Annotated in this window: 21 protein-coding genes; 20 read left to right on the forward strand and 1 reads right to left on the reverse strand. The window is 66.0% G+C overall.

Annotation, left to right across the window (positions count from 1 at the left end):
- The first annotated feature begins 286 nt into the window (after positions 1-286).
- Together AP428_RS00005 and AP428_RS00010 are read left to right on the forward strand one after the other, a co-directional pair.
- The gene (locus tag AP428_RS00005; protein ID WP_054927327.1) at positions 287-2,362 is read left to right on the forward strand and encodes a molybdopterin-dependent oxidoreductase; all 2,076 of its coding nucleotides are present in this window, start codon (positions 287-289) and stop codon (positions 2,360-2,362) included.
- Between the two features lie 137 nt (positions 2,363-2,499).
- On the forward strand, positions 2,500-4,173 hold the full coding sequence (locus AP428_RS00010; protein ID WP_006477028.1) for a long-chain fatty acid--CoA ligase: 1,674 nt from the start codon (positions 2,500-2,502) through the stop codon (positions 4,171-4,173).
- Between the two features lie 415 nt (positions 4,174-4,588).
- Here the strand turns inward: AP428_RS00010 and AP428_RS00015 are convergent, their stop codons facing one another.
- Positions 4,589-5,740, reverse strand: coding sequence for a porin (locus AP428_RS00015; protein ID WP_023477229.1), 1,152 nt, complete (start codon positions 5,738-5,740; stop codon positions 4,589-4,591).
- Positions 5,741-6,016: 276 nt separating this feature from the next.
- Between AP428_RS00015 and coq7 the strand changes: the two genes are divergently transcribed.
- The 18 genes from coq7 to lpxC all read left to right on the forward strand — a co-directional run bounded on the left by coq7 (position 6,017) and on the right by lpxC (position 26,193).
- The gene (coq7, locus tag AP428_RS00020; protein ID WP_054927328.1) at positions 6,017-6,643 is read left to right on the forward strand and encodes a 2-polyprenyl-3-methyl-6-methoxy-1,4-benzoquinone monooxygenase; all 627 of its coding nucleotides are present in this window, start codon (positions 6,017-6,019) and stop codon (positions 6,641-6,643) included.
- 387 nt (positions 6,644-7,030) lie between these two features.
- Complete coding sequence (gene mraZ / locus AP428_RS00025) at positions 7,031-7,459, forward strand: division/cell wall cluster transcriptional repressor MraZ (RefSeq protein ID WP_006477025.1); 429 nt, start codon at positions 7,031-7,033, stop codon at positions 7,457-7,459.
- Between the two features lie 23 nt (positions 7,460-7,482).
- On the forward strand, positions 7,483-8,424 hold the full coding sequence (rsmH, locus tag AP428_RS00030; protein ID WP_011694135.1) for a 16S rRNA (cytosine(1402)-N(4))-methyltransferase RsmH: 942 nt from the start codon (positions 7,483-7,485) through the stop codon (positions 8,422-8,424).
- The gene (gene ftsL, locus AP428_RS00035) at positions 8,421-8,762 is read left to right on the forward strand and encodes a cell division protein FtsL (RefSeq protein WP_006477023.1); all 342 of its coding nucleotides are present in this window, start codon (positions 8,421-8,423) and stop codon (positions 8,760-8,762) included. Before rsmH ends, ftsL begins: the two co-directional genes overlap by 4 nt.
- Positions 8,759-10,606, forward strand: a complete 1,848-nt coding sequence (locus AP428_RS00040; RefSeq protein WP_054927329.1) for a penicillin-binding protein 2 — start codon at positions 8,759-8,761, stop codon at positions 10,604-10,606. Before ftsL ends, AP428_RS00040 begins: the two co-directional genes overlap by 4 nt.
- Complete coding sequence (locus AP428_RS00045; RefSeq protein ID WP_043888229.1) at positions 10,603-12,150, forward strand: UDP-N-acetylmuramoyl-L-alanyl-D-glutamate--2,6-diaminopimelate ligase; 1,548 nt, start codon at positions 10,603-10,605, stop codon at positions 12,148-12,150. The genes AP428_RS00040 and AP428_RS00045 overlap by 4 nt, the downstream gene beginning before the upstream one ends.
- The gene (gene murF / locus AP428_RS00050; RefSeq protein ID WP_054927330.1) at positions 12,147-13,553 is read left to right on the forward strand and encodes a UDP-N-acetylmuramoyl-tripeptide--D-alanyl-D-alanine ligase; all 1,407 of its coding nucleotides are present in this window, start codon (positions 12,147-12,149) and stop codon (positions 13,551-13,553) included. Before AP428_RS00045 ends, murF begins: the two co-directional genes overlap by 4 nt.
- A 20-nt stretch (positions 13,554-13,573) precedes the next feature.
- The gene (gene mraY / locus AP428_RS00055) at positions 13,574-14,743 is read left to right on the forward strand and encodes a phospho-N-acetylmuramoyl-pentapeptide-transferase (protein WP_006477019.1); all 1,170 of its coding nucleotides are present in this window, start codon (positions 13,574-13,576) and stop codon (positions 14,741-14,743) included.
- 28 nt (positions 14,744-14,771) lie between these two features.
- Positions 14,772-16,283 carry a UDP-N-acetylmuramoyl-L-alanine--D-glutamate ligase gene (gene murD / locus AP428_RS00060; protein WP_054927331.1) on the forward strand — a complete coding sequence of 504 codons (1,512 nt, stop codon included), beginning with the start codon at positions 14,772-14,774 and terminating at the stop codon, positions 16,281-16,283.
- Positions 16,280-17,563, forward strand: coding sequence for a putative lipid II flippase FtsW (ftsW, locus tag AP428_RS00065; RefSeq protein WP_011544500.1), 1,284 nt, complete (start codon positions 16,280-16,282; stop codon positions 17,561-17,563). The genes murD and ftsW overlap by 4 nt, the downstream gene beginning before the upstream one ends.
- Complete coding sequence (murG, locus tag AP428_RS00070; protein WP_027812601.1) at positions 17,560-18,663, forward strand: undecaprenyldiphospho-muramoylpentapeptide beta-N-acetylglucosaminyltransferase; 1,104 nt, start codon at positions 17,560-17,562, stop codon at positions 18,661-18,663. Before ftsW ends, murG begins: the two co-directional genes overlap by 4 nt.
- Positions 18,660-20,057, forward strand: a complete 1,398-nt coding sequence (murC, locus tag AP428_RS00075; protein WP_012327853.1) for a UDP-N-acetylmuramate--L-alanine ligase — start codon at positions 18,660-18,662, stop codon at positions 20,055-20,057. The genes murG and murC overlap by 4 nt, the downstream gene beginning before the upstream one ends.
- A gap of 1 nt (position 20,058) precedes the next feature.
- A complete protein-coding gene (locus tag AP428_RS00080) occupies positions 20,059-21,000 on the forward strand; it encodes a D-alanine--D-alanine ligase (RefSeq protein WP_011544503.1) in 942 nt (313 codons plus the stop codon).
- A gap of 19 nt (positions 21,001-21,019) precedes the next feature.
- Positions 21,020-21,772 carry a cell division protein FtsQ/DivIB gene (locus AP428_RS00085; protein ID WP_006477014.1) on the forward strand — a complete coding sequence of 251 codons (753 nt, stop codon included), beginning with the start codon at positions 21,020-21,022 and terminating at the stop codon, positions 21,770-21,772.
- A 26-nt stretch (positions 21,773-21,798) separates the two neighbouring features.
- Entirely contained in the window at positions 21,799-23,031 is a 1,233-nt protein-coding gene (gene ftsA, locus AP428_RS00090) for a cell division protein FtsA (protein WP_006487138.1), read from the forward strand.
- Between the two features lie 112 nt (positions 23,032-23,143).
- Positions 23,144-24,340 (forward strand): cell division protein FtsZ, encoded by a 1,197-nt coding sequence (gene ftsZ, locus AP428_RS00095; protein WP_006477012.1) that lies wholly within the window; start codon positions 23,144-23,146, stop codon positions 24,338-24,340.
- Positions 24,341-24,528: 188 nt separating this feature from the next.
- Positions 24,529-25,035, forward strand: coding sequence for a peroxiredoxin (locus AP428_RS00100; RefSeq protein ID WP_011544504.1), 507 nt, complete (start codon positions 24,529-24,531; stop codon positions 25,033-25,035).
- Between the two features lie 240 nt (positions 25,036-25,275).
- On the forward strand, positions 25,276-26,193 hold the full coding sequence (lpxC, locus tag AP428_RS00105) for a UDP-3-O-acyl-N-acetylglucosamine deacetylase (protein ID WP_011544505.1): 918 nt from the start codon (positions 25,276-25,278) through the stop codon (positions 26,191-26,193).
- Positions 26,194-26,229: the final 36 nt, after the last annotated feature.

Below are 26,229 nucleotides of genomic sequence, written 5' to 3' on the forward strand. Positions count from 1 at the left end.
ACTGCATTAGCATCTCACCCACGCAATCAATCCCTGCATCCCATTCCCTCAATCGCTTCTATCTCCGGCGATTCAATTGCTTATTGATCGTATCTTCGATCAAGACCACAATTTCTCCTCCGCAGCGTATCGACAAACGCGATCATATGATCAGCTTTCCGGCCGTGGCAGCCCGCCACCCTTCCACTCGACCGCCGCGCAGATCATCCAAAATCGCTGCGAAATGAACGCTTTATTCGGCGCGTCCACGTAAAATTTGCGAACACCCATCTCTGCATTCAAAACGATGAACGCCGCCACCCAGGTAGCCCGGGCCGTTTGCCCGCATGATTGTCCGGACACGTGCGCAATGCGTGTGACCGTCGAGAACGGCAAGGCAATCAAGGTCACGGGCGACCCCGACCATCCGCCGACGCAGGGCGTGTTGTGCACGAAAGTCAGTCGCTACGCGGATCGCGTTCACCATCCCGATCGCCTCACTGTCCCGCTCAAGCGCGTCGGCGCAAAAGGGGAAGGGCGCTTCGTGCCGATCAGCTGGAGCGAGGCGTTCGATGAGATCGGACGTCGCCTCGGTGAAATCGCCGCGCGTGCGCCGGAAGCGATCGTGCCGTACAGCTATGCGGGAACGATGGGGCTCGTGCAAGGCGAGGGCATTGCCCAACGCTTCTTCCACAAGCTCGGCGCTTCGCGGCTGGAGCGTGCGATCTGCGCGGCGGCCGGCGCAGCGGGGTTGCGATACACGTACGGCGGCAGTGTCGGCATGCACCTCGAGTACTTCGAGGAAAGCGAACTGATTCTGATATGGGGCGCGAATCCGATTGCATCGAGCCTGCACTTCTGGACCCGCGCCCAGGAAGCGAAGCGCCGTGGCGCGCGTCTGGTCGCGATCGACCCGTATCGTTCGCTGACCGCGGAGAAATGCCATCAGCACATTGCATTGAAGCCCGGTACCGATGGCGCGTTTGCGCTCGGCATGATGCATGTGTTGATCACCGAAAACCTGCTCGATCACGACTACATCGCCGACCATACGCTCGGCTTCGACGAACTGAAGGCGCGCGCCCTGACCTATCCGCCGGAACGTGTCGCGCAGATCTGTGGCATCGACGCGTCGGAACTGGTCGATCTTGCCCGTCGCTACGGCTCCACCCGCAAGGCATCGATCCGCCTCAACTACGGTATGCAGCGTGTTCGCGGCGGCGGCAATGCGGTGCGTGCGATTGCCAGCCTGCCGGCACTGACGGGGGCGTGGCGCGATCGGGCGGGCGGCCTGCTGCTCTCGTCGTCGGAATCCGCGCCGGTCAACCAGGCGGCGCTGCTGCGTCCGGATCTGATGCCGGGTTGGCCGCATAAGCTGCCGCGCATCATCAACATGAACGCGATCGGCGACGCACTGCTGCACCCGGGCGACGCGACGTTCGGGCCGCAAGTCGAAGCGGTGATCGTGTACAACTCGAATCCGGTGGCGGTCGCGCCGGACTCGTCGAAGGTCGCCGCGGGCTTTGCTCGCGACGACTTATTCACGGTCGTTCTCGAGCACTTCAAAACAGATACGGTCGATTTCGCCGACATTGTATTGCCGGCGACGACGCAGCTCGAGCATCTGGACGTGCATAAGTCGTACGGCCATACCTACGTGATGGCGAACCTGCCGGCGATTCCGCCGGTAGGACACGCGCGGCCGAACACGGAGATCTTCCGCGGGATCGCGCGCAGCATGGGACTCGACGAACCGGCGCTTTATCACAGCGACGAAGAGGTCGCTCGCGCGGCGCTTCGCTGGGACGATCCGGCGCTCGACAGCGACTGGGACACGCTGAAGCAGGCCGGCTGGCTGAAGCTCAAGCTGCCGGAGGCGCCGTTTGCGAATGGTGGTTTCCGCACGCCCTCCGGCAAGTGCGAGTTTTACAGCCCCCGGCTCGAACAGATGGGTATGGACCCGGTCCCTGACTACCTGCCTCCGTTCGAGTCGGCTGAAGCCGCGCCCGAGCTTGCCGCGCGCTATCCGCTGGCGATGATTTCGCCACCGGCCCGCCACTTCCTGAACAGCACATTCGTGAACGTCGACAGCCTGCGCTCGACGGAAGGCGAGCCGCACCTCGACATGCACCCGTCCGACGCCGATGCGCGCGGCATCGCGGAGGGCGACACCGTGCGCATCTTCAATGACCGTGGCTCGATGCAGGCGCTCGCGCGCATTACCGACCGTGCGCGTGCCGGGCTCGTCGTCGGATTGTCGATCTGGTGGAAGAAGCTGTCGCCGGACGGCAGGAACGCGAACGAGGTGACGAGTCAGGCACTGACCGATCTGGGGAATTCGGCGACGTTTTACGATTGTCTTGTGGAAGTTGAGCGGATTTGATCGAATATCGCCGTATCATCAGACGAAATTGATATGGAAGTTCGAAGTGGACATCTAACCCTGTTGTCTCGGGGCGGGGGAGCCGTTACGATGCGTTTTAGCACGACCATTCGAAAATCTGTGAGGAGACGCGCGGTATGGACAAAATTTGGCTGAAATCGTACCCCCCCGGCGTTCCAGCCGAAATTGACTCCTCTCCTTATCCGTCCGTCCCGGACCTGCTCGACGAGAGCTTCCGTCAGTATCGCGACCGTACCGCGTTCGTCTGCATGGGCAAGGGCATCACGTACGGCGAACTCGACAAGCTGTCGCGCCAGTTCGGCGCATGGCTGCAATCCCGCGGCCTGGCGCGCGGGGCGCGGGTCGCGATCATGATGCCGAACGTGCTGCAGTACCCGGTGACGATCGCCGCGGTCCTGCGCGCCGGCTATACCGTCGTCAACGTCAATCCGCTCTATACGCCGCGCGAACTCGAGCATCAGCTGAAGGACAGCGGTGCGGAGGCAATCGTCATCCTGGAGAATTTCGCGTCGACGCTGCAGGCCGTCATCGCCAATACGGCCGTCAAGCACGTGGTCGTCGCATCGATGGGCGATCTGCTGGGCATCAAGGGATGGCTCGTCAATTACGTGGTGCGCAACGTGAAGAAGATGGTGCCTGCGTGGCAGCTGCCGTCGTTCACGCGCTTCAAGGCCGCGCTGTCGGAGGGCGCGCGACTGGCGTTCAAGCCGCAGAAGATCGGCCCCGACGACGTCGCGTTCCTGCAGTACACGGGCGGTACGACCGGTGTCGCGAAGGGTGCGACGCTGCTGCACCGGAACATTGTGTCGAACGTGCTGCAGGCCGGCGCCTGGCACCATCCGGCTCACGAGAAGTATCCGGAGGTGGAACAGTTCGTGACAGTTGTCGCGCTGCCGCTGTATCACGTGTTCGCGCTGACCGTCTGCGGTTTCCTGACGATGCGGACGGGCGGCATGGGCATCCTGATCCCGAACCCGCGTGACATCGCCGGCATGATCAAGGAGCTGAAGGGCTACCAGATCTCGACGATTCCGGCCGTCAACACGCTCTACAACGCGCTGCTGAACCATCCCGAATTCGGTCAGCTTGACCTGTCGAAGCTCGTGATCGCCAACGGCGGCGGCATGGCGATCCAGGAGGGCGTCGCGAAGCGCTGGTATGAAAAGACGCGTACCGCGATCATCGAAGGATACGGGCTGTCCGAAACGTCGCCGGTGGCGACGTGCAACCCCGTGACGGCGACCGAATACAGCGGCACGATCGGCCTGCCGCTGCCGTCGACCGAAGTCGCGATCCGCGACGATGCCGGCAACGACGTCGCGCTCGGCGAGCCGGGCGAGATCTGCATCCGCGGGCCGCAGGTGATGGCCGGCTACTGGAACCGGCCGGACGAGACCGCGAAGGTCATGTTCGCGGACGGCTTCTTCAAGACAGGCGACGTCGGCGTGATGGATGCGCGCGGTTACGTGAAGATCGTCGATCGCAAGAAGGACATGATTCTGGTGTCCGGCTTCAACGTGTACCCGAACGAAGTCGAGGACGTGGTGGCGTCGCATCCGGGCGTGTTCGAGGTGGCGGCGGTCGGCGTGCCGGACGAGCATTCCGGCGAAGCCGTGAAGCTGTTCATCGTGAAAAAGGATCCGGCGCTGACCGACAAGGACATCCTTGCCTACTGCAAGGAGCGGCTCACCGGGTATAAGCGGCCGAAGCTGGTCGAGTTCCGTACGGAGCTGCCGAAGACGAACGTCGGCAAGATCCTGCGGCGCGAACTGCGCGATGGGCGTGCGTAACGTACGCAACGCACGCAACGATGCGGTTGAACGAAAAGCCCGGCCTGTGCCGGGTTTTTTGTTTGCGGCTGTGGGTGGATGACCGGAAGCGCCTGTTTCGTGGGGACGCGGCGGCAAGCCTTGCGTTTCGAGCTGACGGCTGGGGGGCGTGTCGACAGCTATCATCCGATCACCAATCACCAATCACCAATCACCAATCACCGATCCACCGATCCACCGATCCACCGATCCACCGATCCACCGACCCACCGACCCACCGACCCACCGACCCACCGACCCACCGACCCACCGACCCACCGACCCACCGACCCACCGACCCACCGACCCGCTGATCCACCACCGTCACCGCCTCACCACAAAAGAAAAAGGCGCCCGAAGGCGCCTTCAATATGCTGCGGCTTGTCAGGCAAGCTGATTAGAACTTGTGACGGATACCGACGCGTGCCGCGACCTGGTTGCTCGTGCTCGACCCGGCCAGACCGTTGATCGCTGCCGTTGCCTTCAGGACGTTGCCGTTCGAATCGAGCACGTTGCCCGATGCGTGCTGGTACACGCCGATCGCGTAGACGTCGGTACGCTTCGACAGGAAGTAGTCGACGCCCAGCGAGCCCTGGTGGTACTTGGCTGCCGAGTTGCCATCGATCTTGCTGCCTTGCGTGTAGTCGTACGCCGCGCCGAGGATCAACGCCGGCGTCAACTGGTACTTGAAGTTGATTTCGCCGTTGTTGAACGTCGCGGTCTGGTTCACGAACGGGCCTGCCGAGAAGCCCTTGAACTTCGTGTTCGAGTACGTCGCGCCGATCGTCGCTGCACCGAACGTGTAAGCGCCGCCTGCACCGATGACCTGGTACGTGTTCGCGTTGTTCGCGTACGCGCCGTAGACCGGCGACGAAACCGACGACGACGTCGACCCGTTGTTGAACATGCCGCCGAACTGGTTCGGCGTACGTGCGTTCAAGTAACCGACGCCGAGGACGAGCGGGCCGTTGGTGTAGCCTGCGCCGAGCGACCAGACCTGGTTCTTCGAGAACTGGCCTGCCTGGCCGCCGAAGCTGTACAAGCCGCCGAATGTGAGGCCGCCGTAGTTCGCGCTCGTGAACTTGACCGCGTTGTTCACGCGATACGCGTTGTTGAAGTTGTCGAGGTCGCCCGGGTGAGCGGCGATGTAGCCGCCCCACTGGTCGCCTGCCTCGAGCGGGCCGACGAAGTCGACGACGGAGTCGTACTGACGACCCAGCGTGACCGTGCCGTACTGGCTCGACAGGCCGACGTAAGCCTGACGACCGAACATCAGGCCGCCCTGACCGAGCCTGCCGCTGTTCACGTCGAAACCGTTTTCGAGGGTGAAGATCGCCTTCAGGCCGCCACCGAGGTCTTCGGTGCCGCGCAGGCCGAAGCGGCTACCCTGCATCACGCCGCTCGCCAGGCCGTACAAGTGCTTGCCGCCTGCGTTGTTGTTGAAGAGGAAGCCTTCATCGATGATGCCGTAAAGCGTCACGCTGCTTTGCGCATGGGCAGCGCCAGCGAACGCGCCCAGCGCGACGAGCGCGAGAAGCGACTTTTTCATTAACGGATCTCCAAGAATCACTGAATTTTTTTGGCGGGGCGGATAGTTATGTTCTGGCGACGGGCCCCATCAACTTCGCAAGAAGTCGCACGTAATGTAGCAAAGCCGGTTTTTGCCACAAAGCGAAATGCTGCAGCTCAACACCGCCATGTTTCCTTTATGCAACAATGGTTAAAATCACGGGTTAACCGCAATTTCCGCTGAATAATCAAGTCGGTTACGCAGCGGACTCGTGCCCTTGCCGCGCGCAGCGGCACCTGCAGCCAGGAGAACAGGATGGTGTTGGATGAACTGATCAGCGAATTCGATCGCGGCCTGCGATCGCTGACCGGCATTAGCCGGATGAGCCGGCCGGTGCCCGTGCCGGCCGATACGCCGGACGTCGAACTGACGTCCGCCGAACGCACGCACGCGGCCGGCCTGATGCGCGTGAATCACGTCGGCGAGGTCTGCGCGCAGGCGCTCTATCAGGCGCAGAAGCTCACCGCGCGCACGGCGTCGGCGAAGGCGATGTTCGAGGAAGCCGCGCGCGAGGAGGAGGATCACCTCGCGTGGACCGCGCACCGCCTGAAGGAACTCGATTCGCGCCCGAGCCTGCTGAATCCGCTGTGGTATGCCGGCGCCCTCGCGATCGGCGTCGCGGCCGGCACGCTCGGCGACAAGGTCAGCCTCGGCTTCATGGCCGAGACGGAGCGGCAGGTCGAGAGCCATCTCGAAGGTCACATGTCCGAGCTGCCGCCGACCGATACCGCGTCGCGCGCGATCGTCGACCAGATGCGGATCGACGAGGTGAAGCACGGCAAGGCCGCGACCGACGCCGGCGGGATCGAGCTGCCGCTGCCCGCGCGGATGCTGATGCGCGCCGCGTCGAAAGTCATGACGAGCACTGCGTACTATCTCTGAGATTTGCGCCGGGGATGGCGTGGGACGCCGCCCCGGTCCACCACCCCCGATATCGCCCGCTCCCTCCTCGTTTTCCCGCCCCCGAAAGCCCCGTCCGCACGCCCGTCTGGCCCGTCTTTCTCACGTATCACCTTCACAAGTTGCACTAGCTCATTCATTTATAACGGTTTTTGGAATGAGGGGCCGCATGAGCATGTGCGCGTAAGTCCTTGTTCTAACTAACAAAATTCGTCAAAAAAGCGGGCCGCTCCCTTGACCGTGCCACACCCTTCCTCTAAAGTGGGAGACAGTGTGAGAAAGTGTATTTTTGTGTGATTTAGCAGGCTGTTCCGGCTAAATTCTCAGCATTGAGCGGGTGCTTCGGTGCCCTGAACGGGAGAGCGGAAAGTGTTCCAAGGGGCGTCGGCGCTGACGCTCGATGCGAAAGGGCGGATGTCGGTGCCGTCTCGCTATCGCGAAGCGCTGCAAGGACAGGCAGAAGGACGGGTGACTGTGACCAAGCACCCGGACGGCTGCCTGTTGCTGTTTCCGCGCCCCGAATGGGAGGTGTTCCGCGCCAAGATCGCCGCGCTGCCGATGGACGCGCACTGGTGGCGGCGAATTTTTCTCGGCAATGCGATGGACGTCGATCTCGACAGCGCGGGCCGGATTCTTGTATCGCCCGAGCTGCGCATGGCAGCCGGACTGGAAAAGGAAGTCATGTTGTTGGGAATGGGTAGTCACTTCGAGCTGTGGGATTCGCAGACCTACAACGCGAAGGAGCAGGCAGCGATGGCGCAGGGCATGCCCGACGCGCTGAAGAATTTCACGTTCTGATTGCGGTGACGGAGACGCCCGCGATGGGAAATGAATTGCGGCATCGGACGGTGCTGTTGGATGAAGCGGTCGAGTCGCTCGTGACGCGGCCGGACGGCGTGTATGTCGACGGCACGTTTGGGCGCGGCGGGCACAGCCGCGCGGTGCTCGCGCGGCTGGCGTCGGCCGGACGGCTGATCGCGTTCGACAAGGATCCGAGGGCGATCGAGACGGCGCAGGGCATCGAGGATGCGCGCTTCTCGATCGTGCATGACAGCTTTGCATCGATGCGCGACGCGCTTGCGGCGCGCGGCGTCGAGAAGGTGTCGGGGGTGTTGCTGGACCTGGGCGTGTCCTCGCCGCAGGTGGACGATCCGGCGCGCGGCTTCAGTTTCCGCGCCGATGGTCCGCTGGACATGCGAATGGATCCGACGCGTGGCGAGTCGGCGGCCGAATGGCTCGCGCGGGCTTCGGTGCAGGAATTGACGGAGGTGATACGGGATTATGGGGAAGAACGGTTTGCTTTTCAGATTGCAAAGGCGCTTGTTGCTCGCCGGGCAGAGTCCGACCGTCTTGGGCCTCTCGACACCACGGGCGAGCTTGCCCAAATCGTGGGTCACGTCGTCAAAACCCGTGAGAAGGGCAAGGATCCGGCAACCCGCACCTTTCAGGCTATACGGATTCACGTCAATCAAGAGCTTGCGGACCTGCAAGTCGTACTAGACGCGGCACTGTCGTTGCTGGAGCAAGGGGGGCGGCTGGTGGTCATCAGCTTTCATTCACTCGAGGACCGGATCGTCAAGCGATTCATGCAGGCGCACGCGAGTGCGCCTGCGGTCGATCGTCGCTTGCCGATCCGCGCCGTCGACCTCCCGAGCCCGCCGCTCAAGATCATCAGCCGCCAGTTTCCGAGCGAAGCGGAAGTCGCCGCGAATCCGCGCGCCCGCTCGGCCGTGATGCGCATCGCGGAGCGCGTCACGCCATGAGCCGCCTCAATATCTTCCTGCTGATCATCGTGATGGGTTGCGCGCTGTCGGTCGTCAACTCGACGAACCAGCAACGCCAGATCTTCATCCAGCTGCAGCGTGCGCAGTCGCAGGAGCGTCAGCTCCAGCAGGACTACGCGCAGCTTCAATATCAGCAGAGCGCGCTGTCGAAGACGTCGCGCATCGAGCAGCTCGCGAACGATTCGCTGAAAATGCAGCCGATCTCGACCGGCCGCACACAATACCTGACGCTGCCGGCGGGCGCCGCGAAGGCGATCGACGCGCCGATCCCGGCGTCGGCCGACACGGCTGGCAAGGGCAAGGGGGGCGCGCGATGAAGCCGTCCCCGAAGCGCCAGAACGTGAAGTTCTCGTCGAGCCCCGTGCTGGGCGTTCATTTGCCGATGTGGCGCTCGAAGCTCGTCGTGTTCCTGCTGTTCATGGCGTTCGTCGCGCTGGCCGCACGGGCGTTCTGGATCCAGGGGCCCGGCAACGCGTTCTATCAGAAGCAGGGCGAAAGCCGCTACCAGCGCACGATCGAACTGCCTGCGACGCGCGGCAAGATCCTCGACCGTAACGGGCTCGTGCTCGCGACGAGCCTGCCGGTGCGCGCGATCTGGGCGATTCCCGACGCGGTGCCGGACGATCTCGATGCCGACAAGGTCAACCAGCTCGGCAAGCTCCTCGGCATGACGTCGAAGGAGTTGCGGGTGAAGCTGTCGGAAGACAAGGGTTTCGTCTACGTGAAGCGCCAGGTGCCGATCGACGTCGCGGACAAGGTCGCCGCGCTCGACATTCCCGGCATCTATCAGCGCAACGAATACAAGCGCTTCTATCCGGAAGGCGAGATCACCGCTCACCTGATCGGCTTCACGAACGTCGAGGACGAGGGCCAGGAAGGCGTCGAACTGGGCGACCAGAAGATGCTGTCCGGCACCTCGGGCATGCGCCGCGTGATCAAGGACCGGATGGGGCACATCATCGAGGATGTCGCCGAGCAGATTCCGCCGCACAACGGCACCGACGTCGACCTGTCGATCGACAGCAAGATCCAGTACATCGCGTACGCGAACCTGAAGGCCGCCGTCGAGAAGTTCAAGGCGAAGGCCGGCGCGGCGATGGTCGTCGACGTGCGTACCGGCGAAGTGCTCGCGCTCGTCAACTACCCGACGTACAACCCGAACGACCGCTCGCGCATGACGGGCGAGCAGTTGCGCAACCGGATCATGACCGACGTGTTCGAGCCGGGCTCGATCATGAAGCCGTTCACGGTGTCGCTCGCGCTCGACCTGCACCGCGTGACGCCGAATACGCTCGTCGAGACGGGCAACGGGCATTTCGTGCTCGACGGCGCGCCGATCACCGACGACGCGGGTTTCGGCACGCTGACGGTCGGCGGCGTGATCCAGAAGTCGAGCAACATCGGCGCGACGAAGATCGCGATGACGATGCGGCCCGAGGAAATGTGGAATATGTATACGAGCATCGGCCTCGGCCAGGCGCCGAAGGTCGGCTTCCCGGGCGCGGTGGCCGGCCGCCTGCGTCCGTGGAAGAGCTGGCGCCGCATCGAGCAGGCGACGATGTCGTACGGCTACGGCCTGTCGGTGTCGCTGTTCCAGCTCGCGCGGGCGTACACGGCGATCGCGCACGACGGCGAGCTGATGCCCGTGACCATTTTCAAGACCGACCCCAATCAGCCGGTCGCGGGCACGCAGGTGTTCAATCCGACCACCGCGCGCGAAGTGCGCTCGATGCTGGAGACGGTGGTCGCCCCGGGCGGCACGTCGCCGGATGCGGCCGTGCCGGGCTATCGCGTCGGTGGCAAGAGCGGTACCGCGTACAAACATGAAGGGCACGGCTACACGCGCAAGTATCGCGCGTCGTTCGTCGGGATGGCGCCGATGCCGAATCCGCGTGTCGTGATCGCGGTGTCGGTCGACGAACCGACTGCCGGCAGCCACTTCGGCGGCCAGGTGTCCGGCCCCGTATTCTCGGCGATCGCCGGCGACACGATGCGTGCGTTGAACGTTCCGCCGAACATGCCGATCAAGCAGCTCGTGGTGTCCGACGATTCGCCGGACTCCCCTGCCGCAAAGGGCCCGCAAAAGCTGGCTACGAATGGCGGCGCGAAGCATATGATCGTGTCCAGCACGACGCGTAATTCACCAGGAGTTGTTCGATGAGCGCCGCCCGCAGTTCCCATCCGGCGCATCAGCAGATCGCAGCCGCGCTTGCGTGGCTGCGTCAGCATGTGGCCCCCACGGCGCAACTGCATGCCGACACGCGCAGCCTCGAGGCTGGCGACGTGTTCGTCGCGTATGCGGTCGACGGGGCAGATAACCGCGCTTTCATGGCGGATGCCGTCGCACGCGGCGCGGCCGCCGTGCTGTATCAGCCGGAAGGGCTGGCCCACGCACCGGCCGCGCCGGCCGTACCCGTCGCGCTGGCGGTGCCGGCGCTCGACCAGCTCGCCGGCGAGATCGCCAGCGGCTGGTACGGCGACCCGAGCGACAGCCTGCTGGCGGTCGGTGTCACGGGCACGAACGGCAAGACGTCGTGCACGCAATGGATCGCCACCGCGCTGACGGCACTGCACCAGCCGTGCGCGGTGATCGGCACGCTCGGCACCGGGATGCCCGGTCAGCTCGTGCCGACCGGCTTCACGACGCCCGACGCGCCGCAACTTCAGCGCAGTCTCGCTCAATTGCGCGACGCGGGTGCGCAGGCCGTGGCGATGGAGGTGTCATCGCACGCGCTGCATCAGGGGCGCGCGAACGGGACGGCGTTCGACGTCGCGGTGTTTACGAACCTCACGCAGGATCACCTCGACTATCACGGCACATTCGATGCGTACGAGGCCGCGAAGGCGAAGCTGTTCGCGTGGCGCGGGCTGCGCGCGGCGGTGATCAACCGCGACGATGCGGCGGGCCGCCGCCTGCTGGAGAAGCTGGCCGGTCGCGTGCGCACGATCGCGTACGGGATCGGCGATGCACCGGCGCCCGACGCCGATCGCGAACTGGTCGCGCTCGACGTGCGCGCCACCGCGACGGGTACCGCATTCCGCCTGCGTTCGTCGTGGGGCGACGCGAACGTCGAGGTCGGCACGCTCGGCACGTTCAACGTCAGCAACCTGCTCGCGGTGCTCGGCGCGCTGCTCGCGGCCGACGTGCCGTTCGACGCGGCACTCGCCGAGATCGAGCGGCTCGAGTCGGTCAACGGCCGGATGCAGCGGCTCGGCGGCCGGTTGCAGAACGACGAGCCGCTCGTCGTGATCGACTACGCGCACACGCCCGACGCGCTCGAAAAGACGCTCGACGCGCTGCGCCCGATCGCCGCGGCGCGCGGCGGTCGGCTCGTCTGCATGTTCGGCTGCGGCGGCGATCGCGATGCGACGAAGCGTCCGCTGATGGGCGCGATCGCGGAGCGGCTCGCCGACGAAGTCGTCGTCACGAGCGACAACCCGCGCAGCGAAGATCCGCAGCACATCATCGACCAGGTCGTCGCGGGCATGACCGCGCCTGATCGCGCACGCCGTATCGAGGATCGCGCCAGCGCGATCCTGCAGGCGGTGCGGGGCGCCGCACGCGAGGATGTCGTCGTGCTGGCCGGCAAGGGCCACGAGGCCACGCAGGAAATCATGGGCAAGAAGCGTACGTTCTCCGACCAGGATCACGCGCGGCTCGCGCTCGCAGCGCGCGCGACGCACGGCAAGGGAGGCGCCGAATGACGACGCTCAGCCTCGGCGAAGCCGCCCGCCTGATTCCCGGCGCCACCGTCCACGGCGACGCGGGCGTCACTTTCGACCGCGTGTCGACCGACAGCCGCACGGTCGGCCCGGGCGACCTGTTCGTCGCGCTGAAGGGCGAGCGTTTCGATGCGCACGACTTTCTCGGCGACGTTGCCGCGCGCGGCGCTGCCGCGGCGCTCGTCGCGCACGCGCCGGCGGACGTCGCGATGCCAATGATCGAAGGCGGCGAAACGCGTGCCGCGCTCGGCGCGCTCGCGCACGGCTGGCGGATGCGATTCCCGCTGCCGCTCGTCGCGGTGACGGGCAGCAACGGCAAGACGACCGTCAAGGAAATGATCGCGTCGATCTTCGCGGCGGCGGTCGGCGCCGACGCGCGACTCGCGACGGCCGGCAACCTGAACAACGATGTCGGCCTGCCGCTGACGCTGCTGCGCCTGTCGGCCGCGCATCGTCTCGCGGTGATCGAGATCGGCATGAACCATCCGGGCGAAACCGAAGTCCTCGCGCGCCTCACCGCGCCGACGGTCGCGCTCGTCAACAACGCGCAGCGCGAGCACCAGGAATTCATGGCGACGGTCGAAGCCGTCGCGCTCGAACATGCGGCCGTGATTCACGCGCTGCCGCCGGACGGCGTCGCGGTGTTCCCGGCCGACGACGCGTACGCGGGCATCTGGCGCGTCGCGGCGACTGGCAACCGCATCCTCGATTTCGCGCTGCACGACGCCGAACGGCAGAGCGACGCGCAGATCGTCGGTCGCATGCACGGCGGCGAACTCGCGATCGACACGCCGGCCGGCGCCGTCACGGTGCGGCTGCGCGCGCTCGGCGAGCACAACGCGCGGAACGCGCTGGCCGCGACGGCCGCGGCGCTCGGCGCCGGCGTCGCGCTGTCGGCGATCCGGCAGGGCCTCGAATCGTTCGAACCGGTCAAGGGCCGGCTGCAGGTGAAGCAGGCGAGCGTCGGCAGCCTCGCGGGCGCGACGGTCGTCGACGATACGTACAACGCGAACCCCGATTCGATGCGGGCCGCGATCGACGTGCTCGCCGCGCATCCGGCGCCGCGCGTGCTGGTGATCGGCGACATGGGCGAAGTCGGCGACGAAGGGCCGGCCTTCCATCGCGAGATCGGCGCGTACGCGCGCGAACGCGGGATCGACGCGCTGTTCGCGCTCGGCGACGCATCGCGCGACGCGTGCACGGCCTACGGCGACACGGCACGCCATTTCGACGACGTCGGCGCGCTCGTGTCGGCGCTGCTCGCGGCCGGTTACGGCGCGCAGGCGACGGTGCTCGTGAAGGGCTCGCGGTACATGAAGATGGAGCGCGTGGTCGACGCGCTGACGAACCAACCCGCGGCGGGCACCGTGCCCGCCGCACACTGAGTAGAAGGAAGGAAGGAAGCATGCTGCTGGCGCTGGCGCAATGGCTGCAAGGAGACGCAAGCTTTTTGCGCTTGTTCACGTACCTCACGTTCCGGGCGGTGATGGCCACCATCACCGCGCTCGGGATCGGGCTCGTGTGCGGACCGTGGGTGATCCGCAAGCTGACGCAAATGAAGGTCGGGCAGGCCGTGCGCAAGGATGGCCCGCAGACCCACCTCGTCAAGTCCGGAACGCCGACGATGGGCGGCGTGCTGATCCTGATCGGCATCGCGGTCGCGACGCTGCTGTGGGGCGACCTGACGAACCGTTTCATCTGGATCGTGATGCTCGTCACGTTCGGCTTCGGCGTGATCGGCTGGGTCGACGATTACCGCAAGGTCGTCCACAAGGACCCGCGCGGGATGTCGTCGCGCGAGAAGTATTTCTGGCAATCGGTGATCGGGCTGTTCGCGGCCGTCTATCTCGCGTTCAGCGTGTCCGAGGCGAACAACGTGCGCGTGTTCGACCTGTTCATGGCATGGGTGCGGAGCGGCCTGTCGATGGGGCTGCCGGCGCGCGCCGACCTGATGCTGCCGTTCCTGAAGTCGATCAGCTACCCGCTCGGCGTGTGGGGCTTCATCGTGCTGACCTACTTCGTGATCGTCGGCGCGAGCAACGCGGTGAACCTGACCGACGGTCTCGACGGCCTCGTGATCATGCCGGTCGTGCTGGTGGGCGCGTCGCTTGGTGTGTTCGCGTACGTGATGGGCAGCGCGGTCTATTCAAAATACCTGCTGTTCCCGCACATCCCGGGCGCGGGCGAGCTGCTGATCTTCTGTTCCGCGATGGGCGGGGCCGGGCTCGCGTTCCTCTGGTACAACACGCACCCCGCGCAGGTGTTCATGGGCGACGTCGGCGCGCTGGCGCTGGGCGGCGCGCTCGGCACGGTCGCGGTGATCGTGCGCCAGGAAATCGTGCTGTTCATCATGGGCGGCATCTTCGTCGCGGAAACGCTGTCGGTGATGCTGCAGGTGTCGTGGTTCAAGTACACGAAGAAGCGTTACGGCGAAGGGCGGCGCCTGCTGAAGATGGCGCCGCTGCACCACCATTTCGAATTGTCCGGCTGGAAGGAAACGCAGGTGGTCGTGCGTTTCTGGATCATCACGCTGATGCTGTGCCTGTTCGGTCTGACCACCCTCAAGCTGCGGTAAAGGAAAGGTAACAAGGATGTCTGGCGAGATGTTTGGAGATCGGCAACGGCCGATGGTGCTCGTACTGGGGCTCGGGGAATCGGGTCTCGCGATCGCGCGATGGTGCGCGAGGCACGGGTGCCGGCTGCGTATTGCCGATACCCGCGAGGCGCCGCCGAACCTTGCCGCGCTGCAGGCCGAAGGCATCGATGCGGAATTCGTCGGCGGGGCGTTCACGCCCGCATTGCTCGACGGCGGCGTCGAGATCGTCGGACTGAGCCCCGGCCTGTCGCCGCTGGAGCCGGCGCTCGCGGCGCTCGTCGCGGCCGCGAACGAGCGCGGTGTCGCGGTATGGGGTGAACTGGAATTCTTCGCGCAGGCGTTGCGCGCGCTCGGCACGAGCGGCTACCAGCCGAAGGTGCTCGCGATTACCGGCACCAACGGCAAGACCACGACGACGAGCCTCACGGGCCTGCTGTGCCAGCGTTCGGGCAAGAAGGTCGCCGTCGCGGGCAACATCAGCCCGGCGATGCTCGACCGGCTCGCGAGCGCGATCGACGAAACCGCGCTGCCCGACGTCTGGGTGCTCGAACTGTCGAGCTTCCAGCTCGAGACCGCGCGCACGTTTGCGCCCGACGCGGCCGCGATCCTCAACATCACGCAGGACCATCTCGACTGGCACGGCAGCTTCGACGCATACGCGCAGGCAAAGGGCCGGATCTTCGGCGCGACGACGACGCGCGTGCTGAACCGCGACGACGCAGCCGTGATGAAGTTCGCTCCCGCAGTTGGCGCGGCCGACGCGCCGCGCACGGTCACGTTCGGCCTGAACGAGCCGACGCAGGACGGCGACTACGGGCTGTCGCGCGACAACGGCATCGCATGGCTGGTGGAAGCCGTCGATCGCGACGCGCCGGATGAAGCGACGACGACCCGCCGGCGCAAGCGCGACGCCGCGCATACGCCCGACATCGCGCAAAAGCGCCTGATGCCGGCCGACGCGCTGCGCATCCGCGGGCTGCACAACGCGGCGAACGCGCTGGCCGCGTTCGCGCTCGCGCGTGCGATCGACCTTCCGGCCGCACCGTTGCTGCACGCGCTGCGCGAATACCGCGGCGAAGCGCATCGCGTCGAAGTGATCGCGACGATCGACGACGTCGACTATGTGGATGACAGCAAGGGCACGAACGTCGGCGCGACGGTAGCCGCGCTCGACGGGCTCGCGCAGAAGATCGTGCTGATCGCGGGCGGCGACGGCAAGGGGCAGGATTTCGCGCCGCTGGTCGCGCCGGTCGCGCGCTGGTGCCGCGCGGTGATGCTGATCGGGCGCGACGCGCCGGTGATCCGCGACACGCTCGCCGAAACGGGCGTGCCGCTCGCCGACCACGCGACGCTCGAAGCAGCGGTGCACGCAGCAGCCGAGCTCGCCGAGCCGGGCGATGCGGTGTTGCTGTCGCCTGCCTGTGCGAGCCTCGACATGTTCAGGAACTACGCCCATCGCGCGGAAGTGTTCCGCGCGGCGGTCGACGCAATCGCCATCGACAAAGGAGCGACGCCATGAGCTGGTCCGATCGCCTCGTCTCCCGCTTCAATGACCGGCGCGACACCGGCGGCAATGCCGCGGGCGGCCGCGTCGCATCGGCCACGCGCGCCGCGACGGGCGGCCTCGCGAGCGTCGTCAACGGCGTGCGCCCGAGCCGTTCGCGGATGCTCGATTTCGACTATTCGCTGCTGTGGGTCGCGATCGCGCTGCTCGGACTCGGCGTCGTGATGGTGTATTCGGCGTCGATCGCGATGCCCGATTCGCCGAAATACGCGTCGTATCACGATTACGCGTTCCTGATGCGCCACTGCGTGTCGCTCACCGTCGCGTTCATCGCGGCGGTGCTCGCGTTCCGCGTGCCGGTGTCGACCTGGGACAAGTACGCGCCGCATCTTTTCCTGATCGCGCTGGTCGGCCTCGTGATCGTGCTGATCCCGCACGTCGGCAAGGGCGTGAACGGTGCGCGCCGCTGGATTCCGCTCGGCATCACGAACATGCAGCCGTCGGAAATCATGAAGCTCGCGGTGACGATCTACGCGGCGAACTACACGGTGCGCAAGCAGGAATACATGCAGAGCTTCGCGAAGGGCTTCCTGCCGATGGCGTTCGCGGTCGGCCTGGTCGGCGCGCTGCTGCTGCTCGAGCCCGACATGGGCGCGTTCATGGTCGTCGCCGCGATCGCGATGGGCGTGCTGTTCCTCGGCGGCGTGAACGGCAAGCTGTTCGGCGGCCTCGTCGCGACGGCGGTCGGCACGTTCACGATGCTCGTGTGGCTGTCGCCGTGGCGTCGCGAGCGGATCTTCGCGTATCTCGATCCGTGGGACGAGCGCTACGCGCAGGGCAAGGCTTACCAGCTCACGCACTCGCTGATCGCGTTCGGCCGCGGCGAGTGGTTCGGCGTCGGCCTCGGCGGCAGTGTGGAGAAGCTGAATTACCTGCCGGAAGCGCATACCGACTTCATCCTCGCGGTGATCGGCGAGGAACTCGGCTTCATCGGCGTGCTGGTCGTGATCCTGCTGTTCTACTGGATCGTGCGTCGCGCGTTCGAAATCGGCCGCCAGGCGCTCGCGCTCGATCGCACGTTCGCGGGCCTGATGGCGAAGGGCATCGGCATCTGGTTCGGCGCGCAGACGTTTATCAACATGGGCGTGAACCTCGGGCTGCTGCCGACCAAGGGGCTGACGCTGCCGCTCGTGAGCTATGGCGGCTCCGGCATCCTGCTGAACTGTGTCGCGCTCGCGGTGCTGCTGCGGGTGGACTACGAGAACCGGGTGCTGATGCGCGGAGGGAAGGTATGACCGCGTCGCAACGCACGCTGATGGTGATGGCAGGCGGCACCGGGGGCCACGTGTTCCCGGGGCTCGCGGTCGCGCACCGGATGGAAGCGGCGGGCTGGCGCGTCGTATGGCTCGGCAACCCAGCCGGGATGGAAGCGACGCTGGTACCGAAGCACGGCATTCCGATGGAGTACGTGCGGTTCGGCGGGCTGCGCGGCAAGGGGCTGAAGACCAAGCTGACGCTGCCGGTCAACCTGCTGCGCGCATGCTGGCAGAGCCTCGGCGCGCTGCGCCGCGTGCGGCCGGACGTCGTGCTCGGGATGGGCGGCTACATCACGTTCCCGGCGGGCGTGATGACCGCGCTGTCGGGGCGTCCGCTCGTGCTGCATGAACAGAATTCGATCGCGGGCCTGACCAACAAGGTGCTCGCGAAACTCGCGAAGCGCGTGCTCGTCGCGTTCCCCGGCGCGCTGCCGCACGCGGAATGGACAGGTAACCCGATTCGCGCGGAACTGGCGCACACGGAACCGCCCCACGCACGCTATGCGTCGCGCAGCGGCCCGTTGAACGTGCTGGTCGTCGGCGGCAGCCTCGGGGCGGCCGCGCTGAACGAAGTCGTGCCGCGCGCGCTGGCGCTGCTGGCGCCGGGCGAGCGCCCGCGCGTCGTGCACCAGGCCGGCGTGAAGCACATCGAGGCACTGAAGGCGAATTACGAAGCGGCCGGTTTCGCGGCCGGCGAGGACGTGCGGCTCGTACCGTTCATCGACGACATGGCGGCCGCGTATGCGGCGGCGGATCTGGTGATCTGCCGGTCGGGCGCGATGACGGTGTCGGAGATCGCGGCGGTGGGTGTGGCGGCGCTGTTCGTGCCGTTCCCGTACGCGGTCGACGATCACCAGACGACCAACGCCGCGTTCCTCGCCGATGCGGGCGCGGCCGTGCTGGTGCAACAACGCGACCTGTCGGCGGAGCTGCTCGCCGACTGGCTGCGCGGCCAGTCGCGGGCGTCGCTCGCGGACATGGCGGAACGTTCGCGCGCGCTCGCGAAGCCCGAGGCCACCGACGAAGTCGCGCGCGTCTGCGCGAAGGCGGCCGGCGCGAACCTGGAAACACTGCAATGAAACACATCGTCAAACACATTCATTTCGTCGGGATCGGCGGCGCGGGCATGAGCGGCATCGCCGAAGTGCTCGTCAACCTCGGCTACGCGGTCAGCGGCTCGGACCTGTCGCGCAATGCGGTGACCGATCGCCTCGAGGCGCTGGGCGCGCGGATCGCGATCGGCCACGACGCGGCGAACATCGAGGGCGCGAACGCGGTCGTCGTGTCGACGGCCGTGCGCTCGGACAACCCCGAAGTGCTGGCCGCGCGCCACCAGGGCGTGCCGATCGTGCAGCGCGCGGTGATGCTGGCGGAGCTGATGCGCCTGAAGCAGGGCATCGCGATCGCCGGCACGCACGGCAAGACCACGACGACGAGCCTCGTCGCGAGCGTGCTCGCCGCGGGCGGGCTGGACCCGACCTTCGTGATCGGCGGCCGGCTGATCAGCGCCGGCGCGAACGCGCGGCTCGGCACGGGCGACTTCATCGTCGCCGAGGCCGACGAGTCGGATGCGTCGTTCCTGAACCTGTATCCGGTGATCGAAGTCATCACGAACATCGACGCCGACCACATGGACACCTACGGCCACGATTTCGCGCGGCTCAAGCAGGCGTTCATCGAATTCACGCAGCGCCTGCCGTTCTACGGCAGCGCGGTGGTGTGCGTCGACGATCCGAACGTGCGGCAGATCATTCCGTTCATCTCGAAGCCGGTCGTGCGCTACGGCCTGTCGCCGGACGCGCAGGTGCGCGCGGAAGACATCGACGCGCGCGACGGCCGGATGCACTTCACGGTGATCCGCGAAGGGCGCGCGCCGCTCGCGGTCGTGCTGAACATGCCGGGCCTGCACAACGTGCAGAACGCGCTCGCGGCGATCGCGATCGCAACCGATCTCGGCGTGTCGGACGACGCGATCCAGCTGGCGCTGGCGGAATTCAACGGCGTCGGCCGGCGCTTCCAGCGCTACGGCGACGTGCCGAGCGCGGACGGCGGCCAGTACACGCTGATCGACGACTACGGTCATCACCCGGTCGAGATGGCGGCGACGATCGCGGCCGCGCGCGGCGCGTTCCCGGGCCGCCGCCTCGTGCTGGCGTTCCAGCCGCACCGCTACACGCGCACGCGCGACTGCTTCGACGATTTCGTCAACGTGCTGTCGACGGTCGATGCGCTGGTGCTGACGGAAGTCTACGCGGCCGGCGAGGCCGCGATCCCGACGGCCAGCGGCGACGCGCTGTCGCGCGCGCTGCGCGCGGTGGGCAAGGTCGACCCGGTGTTCGTCGCGACGGTCGACGACGTGCCGGACGCATTGGCGAAGGTCGCGCAGAACGGCGACGTGGTGATCACGATGGGGGCGGGTTCGATCGGCGGCGTGCCGGCGAAGCTCGTGCAACACATTCAACAGAAGGCATGACATGAGCGGGATCGATCCGAAACGTTTCGGCAAGGTGGCGGTGTTGTTCGGCGGCGAATCCGCCGAGCGCGAGGTGTCGCTCACCTCGGGCCGCCTCGTGCTGCAGGGCCTGCGTGACGCGGGCGTCGACGCGCATCCGTTCGACCCGGCCGAGCGGCCGCTGTCGGCGCTGAAGGACGAAGGTTTCGTGCGCGCGTTCAATGCGCTGCACGGCGGCTACGGCGAGAACGGCCAGATCCAGGGCGCGCTCGATTTCTACGGGATTCGCTACACGGGCAGTGGCGTGCTGGGCTCGGCGCTCGGCCTCGACAAGTTCCGCACGAAGCTCGTGTGGCAGCAGACGGGCGTGCCGACGCCGCCGTTCGAGACGGTGATGCGCGGCGACGACCTGGCCGCGCGCGCGACCGACATCGTCGCGAAGCTCGGCCTGCCGCTGTTCGTGAAGCCGGCGAGCGAAGGCTCGAGCGTCGCGGTGCTGAAGGTGAAGACGGCCGACGCGCTGCCGGCCGCGCTCGCGGAAGCCGCGACGCACGACAAGATCGTGATCGTCGAGAAGAGCATCGAAGGCGGCGGCGAATATACCGCGTGCATCGCCGGCGATCTCGACCTGCCGCTGATCAAGATCGTGCCGGCGGGCGAGTTCTACGACTACCACGCGAAGTACGTCGCCGACGATACGCAGTACCTGATCCCGTGCGGCCTGCCGGCGGAACAGGAAACGGAACTGAAGCGCATCGCGCGCCGCGCGTTCGACGTGCTCGGCTGTACCGACTGGGGCCGCGCGGATTTCATGCTCGACGCGGCCGGCAATGCGTATTTCCTCGAAGTGAACACGGCCCCCGGGATGACCGACCACTCGCTGCCGCCGAAGGCCGCGCGCGCGGTCGGCATCGGCTATTCCGAGCTGGTCGTGAAGGTGCTGTCGCTCACGCTCAACGACTGACGCAGGAACGGAACGACGTATGTGGAACAACGTTCGCCAACTCAACCTTGCCGCCAGCGCGCTGTACGCGCTGCTGCTGCTCGTGTTGGCGGCGGCCGGCTGCTACTGGCTGATCCAGCGCCCGACGTTCGCGCTTCGGGAAATCCGGATCGACGGCGACACCGAGCACATCAACTCGCCGACGGTGCGCGCGGGCGTGGTCGGCCGGCTGAAGGGCAATTTCTTCACGGTCGATCTCGATACGGCGCGCGCGGCGTTCGAGCAGATGCCGTGGGTGCGTCACGCGAGCGTGCGCCGGGTGTGGCCGAATGCGCTGGCTGTCACGCTCGAGGAGTACAAACCGCTCGGGACCTGGGGCAGCGATCAGCTGGTGAGCGTCGACGGCGAGCTGTTCACCGCGAACCAGGGCGAGCTGGAGCAGGAGCTGCCGGCGTTCGACGGCCCGGAAGGCAGTGCGAAGGAAGTCGTCACGCGGTATCGCGACTTCGGGAAATGGTTTGCGCCGCTGAAGGCGGCGCCGGAAGAAGTGACGCTGTCGGCGCGGTACGCGTGGACGGTGAAGCTGTCGAACGGCATGCAGGTCGAGCTGGGCAAGGAACGCAACAGCGACACGCTGCATGACCGGAGCCAGCGCCTGGTCGCCGCGTGGCCGGCCGTCACGGAGCGTTGGGGCAACGACATCGAGTACGCGGACCTGCGGTATCCGAACGGATTCGCGATTCGCGCGGCAGGCATGCGGTTCCTGACCGATACCGACAAGCGCAAGAAGTAACGAGAGATCACACGCAAGAGCACTTTATGAGCAAAGACTACAAGGATCTGCTGGTTTCCCTCGACATCGGCACGTCGAAGGTGGTGGCCATCGTCGCCGAGCTGAAGGGCGAGGGTCACTACGAGGTGATCGGTCTCGGCCAGAGCGAGTCGAAGGGTCTGAAGAAAGGTGTGGTGGTCAACATCGAGGCCACCGTGCAATCGATCCAGCGCGCGCTCGAGGAAGCCGAGCTGATGGCCGACTGCAAGATCACCAACGTGTTCACGGGGATCGCGGGCAGCCACATCCGCAGCTTCAACTCGAGCGGGATGGTCGCGATCAAGGACAAGGAAGTCACGCAGACGGACGTCGCGCGCGTGATCGAGACCGCGAAGGCGATCAACATCCCGACCGACCAGCAGGTGCTGCACATCCTCACGCAGGAATTCATCATCGACGGCCAGGAAGACGTGCGCGAGCCGATCGGGATGAGCGGCATCCGGCTGGAAGTGAAGGTGCACATCGTGACGGGCGCGGTGAGCGCCGCGCAGAACATCGTCAAGTGCGTGCGCCGCTGCGGGCTGGAAGTGAACGACCTGATCCTGCAGCCGCTCGCGTCGTCGCTGGCGGTGCTGACGGAAGACGAGAAGGATCTCGGCGTGGTGCTGGTCGACATCGGCGGCGGCACGACCGACATCGCGATCTTCGCCGAAGGCGCGATCCGCCACACGGCGGTGATCCCGATCGCCGGCGACCAGATCACGAGCGACATCGCGATGGCGCTGCGCACGCCGACGCCGGACGCGGAAGACATCAAGGTCGGCTACGGGATCGCGAAGCAGGCGCTCGCCGATCCGGACGAAATGGTCGAAGTGCCGGGCCTCGGCGAACGCGGTCCGCGCACGCTGTCGCGCCAGGCGCTCGCGGCCGTGATCGAGCCGCGCGTCGAGGAACTGTTCTCGCTCGTGCAGCAGGTCGTGCGCGAGTCGGGTTACGAAGAACTCCTGAGCTCCGGCGTGGTCATTACCGGCGGCGCGTCGATGATGCCGGGCATGGTCGAGCTCGGCGAAGACATTTTCCTGAAACCGGTGCGCATCGGCGCGCCGGAATATGCAGGCGGCCTCTCCGACGTCGTGCGCAATCCGCGCTACTCGACGGCGATGGGGCTGCTCGTCGAAGGCAGTGCGCAGCGCATGCGCGGCCGCAAGGTCGCCGTGCAGTCCGGCAACGCGGGGCAGGTGTTCTCGCGGATGAAGGAATGGTTCCTGAGCAACTTCTGACAAACCGAATCGAAATTCGCGCTGGTGCCGGCGGCTGGCGCGCGACAGGGGGTTGCCCGATCTCCTGCCGAATAACGGCCGAGTAGCAGTCATTCTCTTGACGGAGGCAACAATGGAATTCGAAATGCTGGAAACCGAAACCAACGGCACCATCATCAAGGTGGTCGGCGTTGGCGGCGCTGGCGGCAATGCCGTCCAGCACATGATCAACCGCGGCGTGCAGGGCGTCGACTTCATCGTGATGAATACGGACGCCCAGGCGCTGTCGCGCTCGCGCGCATCGTCGGTGATCCAGCTCGGCAACACGGGTCTGGGCGCCGGTGCGAAGCCGGAAATGGGTCGTGCGGCAGCGGAAGAAGCGCGTGAGCGCATCGCCGACGCACTGCGCGGCGCGCACATGGTGTTCATCACGGCCGGCATGGGCGGTGGCACGGGCACGGGCGCCGCACCGGTGGTCGCGCAGATCGCGAAGGAGATGGGCATTCTGACGGTGGGTGTCGTCAGCAAGCCGTTCGAGTTCGAAGGCGGCAAGCGCATGCGCGTCGCCGAAGCAGGCTCGCAGCAACTGGAGGATCACGTCGACTCGCTGATCGTCGTGCTGAACGACAAGCTGTTCGACGTGATGGGCGACGACGCCGAGATGGACAAGTGCTTCCAGTGCGCGGATGACGTGTTGAACAACGCGGTGGCAGGTATCGCGGAAATCATCAACGTCGACGGCCTCGTGAACGTCGACTTCGAAGACGTGAAGACGGTGATGGGCGAGCAGGGCAAGGCGATGATGGGCACGGCGACGGTTGCCGGCGTCGATCGCGCACGCCTCGCGGCGGAACAGGCCGTGGCGAGCCCGCTGCTCGAAGGCGTCGATCTGTCGGGCGCGCGCGGCGTGCTGGTCAACATCACGTCGAGCCGTTCGCTGCGCCTGTCGGAAACGCGCGAAGTGATGAACACGATCAAGAGCTACGCGGCGGAAGATGCGACGGTGATCTTCGGTGCGGTGTACGACGACGCGATGGGCGATGCACTGCGCGTGACGGTCGTGGCGACGGGTCTGGGCCGTGCGGCGAAGAAGCAGCAGTCGGCCCCGATGACGCTGCTGCGCACGGGTACGGACAACCAGCCGGTCAGCGCGGTGTCGCACGGCTATGCGCAGCCGCATCACGTCAGCACGGCCGACTACGGCGCGCTCGATACGCCGGCGGTGTGGCGCAATTCGCGCGAAACCGCGGCATCGCACGTGCAGGCGCTGCAGGAGAAGGGTGTCGACACGTACGACATCCCGGCTTTCCTGCGCAAGCAGGCTGACTGACGCAAACACAGGCGAAGCCGCGGCGAAGTTGCCGCGGTAACGCCGGCGTGACGGATGCTACGGACCCAAACAGGCCGCGTCGGATGCGACGCCGGGCCGGGAAACGTGCCCTCTTCGCTTGAGCGGAGCGGGATGGGCCGTGCTGTCCGCGACACGCTGAAAAACCGTATCGCTATGAGGGACCAGCCATGATTCAAGTGGGCGACGCGCTGCCCGACGCGCAATTGTTCGAGTTCATCGACGACGCGCGCGAAGGGTGCACGCTGGGGCCGAACGCCTACAGCGTGCGCGACCAGGTTGCGGGAAAGCGGGTGGTGATCTTCGGATTGCCGGGCGCGTTCACGCCGACCTGCTCGGCGCAGCATGTGCCGGGCTACGTCGAGCACGCCGAGCAATTGCGCGCGGCGGGTATCGACGAGATCTGGTGCGTGTCCGTCAACGACGCATTCGTGATGGGCGCATGGGGACGTGATCTGCACACCGCGGGCAAGGTGCGCATGATGGCGGACGGCAGCGCGGCTTTCACTCATGCGCTGGGGCTGACGCAGGATTTGTCCGCGCGTGGCATGGGAATTCGTTCCCTGCGCTACGCGATGGTGATTGACGGCGGTGTGGTCAAGACGCTGGCCGTCGAGGCGCCGGGCAAATTCGAAGTGAGCGATGCGGCGAGTGTTCTCGCGACGTTGACGTCCTGATCGTGCGGTGTGCCGTTGCCTTCCGGCAACGCTGCTCACCGGCCTCAGGGCAGTTGTAACACGGGCTGATGACCGGAAACGCCTCCGTTCCGGGCATCGGCCCGTCCCGTATCGGCGCGGGTAAACTGTCGAAACAGATTGATACGCAGTTTCAGACAGCGCTGAATAGGGAATTACGCTATAATCCCGCCTATCGAATATAACTCCTGATTGATATCTTCAATCAAGACGAAGAAGACCATGTTGAAGCAGCGCACCATCAAATCCATCGTGAAGACCGTGGGTATCGGTGTCCACTCGGGCCGCAAGATCGAGTTGACGCTCCGTCCCGCCGCGCCCGGCACGGGCATCGTCTTTTCACGCGTCGACCTGCCCACGCCGGTCGACATTCCCGCATCGGCGATGTCGATCGGCGACACGCGGCTCGCGTCGGTGTTGCAGAAGGATGGCGTGCGCGTGTCGACGGTCGAGCACCTGATGTCCGCGTGTGCGGGGCTGGGCATCGACAACCTGTACGTCGATGTGACGGCCGAGGAAATCCCGATCATGGACGGCAGCGCGGCCACGTTCGTGTTCCTGATCCAGTCCGCCGGCATCGAGGAGCAGAACGCGCCGAAGCGCTTCATCAAGGTGACGAAGCCGGTCGAAATCCGCGACGGCGACAAGTTCGCGCGTCTCGATCCGTATTTCGGCTTCAAGCTGAAGTTCTCGATCGACTTCCGCCACCCGGCCGTCGACAAGACGGGCCAGGAGCTCGAGGTCGATTTCGCGACCACGTCGTACGTGCGCGAGATCGCGCGTGCGCGCACGTTCGGCTTCGCGCACGAGGCCGAGATGCTGCGCGAGATCGGCCTGGCGCGCGGCGGCAGCATGGACAACGCGATCGTGCTCGACGAGTACCGCATCCTGAACAACGACGGGTTGCGCTATGACGACGAGTTCGTGAAGCACAAGATGCTCGACGCGATCGGCGACCTGTACGTGATCGGCCACCCGCTGCTGGCGTCGTACACCGCGTACAAGTCGGGCCACGGCCTGAACAACGCGTTGCTGCGCGAACTGCTCGCGCACGAAGACGCGTACGAGATCGTGACGTTCGACGATCCGCAGGCTGCACCGAAGGGGTTCGCGTTCGACGCGCAGACGGCCTTCGCGTGACCGGCGTTCAGCGCAAGCGATAAAAAAGCGACCCTC

The organism is Burkholderia sp. E168m22 (genome assembly GCF_001319805.1).
Taxonomy (GTDB): domain Bacteria; phylum Pseudomonadota; class Gammaproteobacteria; order Burkholderiales; family Burkholderiaceae; genus Burkholderia; species Burkholderia orbicola.

Coding starts and splice junctions, on each gene's coding strand:
- AP428_RS00005 (WP_054927327.1), top strand. CDS start 287: ATGAACGCCGCCACCCAGGTAGCCCGGGCCGTTTGCCCGCATGATTGT.
- AP428_RS00010 (WP_006477028.1), top strand. CDS start 2,500: ATGGACAAAATTTGGCTGAAATCGTACCCCCCCGGCGTTCCAGCCGAA.
- AP428_RS00015 (WP_023477229.1), bottom strand. CDS start 5,740: ATGAAAAAGTCGCTTCTCGCGCTCGTCGCGCTGGGCGCGTTCGCTGGC.
- coq7 (WP_054927328.1), top strand. CDS start 6,017: ATGGTGTTGGATGAACTGATCAGCGAATTCGATCGCGGCCTGCGATCG.
- rsmH (WP_011694135.1), top strand. CDS start 7,483: ATGGGAAATGAATTGCGGCATCGGACGGTGCTGTTGGATGAAGCGGTC.
- ftsL (WP_006477023.1), top strand. CDS start 8,421: ATGAGCCGCCTCAATATCTTCCTGCTGATCATCGTGATGGGTTGCGCG.
- AP428_RS00040 (WP_054927329.1), top strand. CDS start 8,759: ATGAAGCCGTCCCCGAAGCGCCAGAACGTGAAGTTCTCGTCGAGCCCC.
- AP428_RS00045 (WP_043888229.1), top strand. CDS start 10,603: ATGAGCGCCGCCCGCAGTTCCCATCCGGCGCATCAGCAGATCGCAGCC.
- murF (WP_054927330.1), top strand. CDS start 12,147: ATGACGACGCTCAGCCTCGGCGAAGCCGCCCGCCTGATTCCCGGCGCC.
- mraY (WP_006477019.1), top strand. CDS start 13,574: ATGCTGCTGGCGCTGGCGCAATGGCTGCAAGGAGACGCAAGCTTTTTG.
- murD (WP_054927331.1), top strand. CDS start 14,772: ATGTTTGGAGATCGGCAACGGCCGATGGTGCTCGTACTGGGGCTCGGG.
- ftsW (WP_011544500.1), top strand. CDS start 16,280: ATGAGCTGGTCCGATCGCCTCGTCTCCCGCTTCAATGACCGGCGCGAC.
- murG (WP_027812601.1), top strand. CDS start 17,560: ATGACCGCGTCGCAACGCACGCTGATGGTGATGGCAGGCGGCACCGGG.
- murC (WP_012327853.1), top strand. CDS start 18,660: ATGAAACACATCGTCAAACACATTCATTTCGTCGGGATCGGCGGCGCG.
- AP428_RS00080 (WP_011544503.1), top strand. CDS start 20,059: ATGAGCGGGATCGATCCGAAACGTTTCGGCAAGGTGGCGGTGTTGTTC.
- AP428_RS00085 (WP_006477014.1), top strand. CDS start 21,020: ATGTGGAACAACGTTCGCCAACTCAACCTTGCCGCCAGCGCGCTGTAC.
- ftsA (WP_006487138.1), top strand. CDS start 21,799: ATGAGCAAAGACTACAAGGATCTGCTGGTTTCCCTCGACATCGGCACG.
- ftsZ (WP_006477012.1), top strand. CDS start 23,144: ATGGAATTCGAAATGCTGGAAACCGAAACCAACGGCACCATCATCAAG.
- AP428_RS00100 (WP_011544504.1), top strand. CDS start 24,529: ATGATTCAAGTGGGCGACGCGCTGCCCGACGCGCAATTGTTCGAGTTC.
- lpxC (WP_011544505.1), top strand. CDS start 25,276: ATGTTGAAGCAGCGCACCATCAAATCCATCGTGAAGACCGTGGGTATC.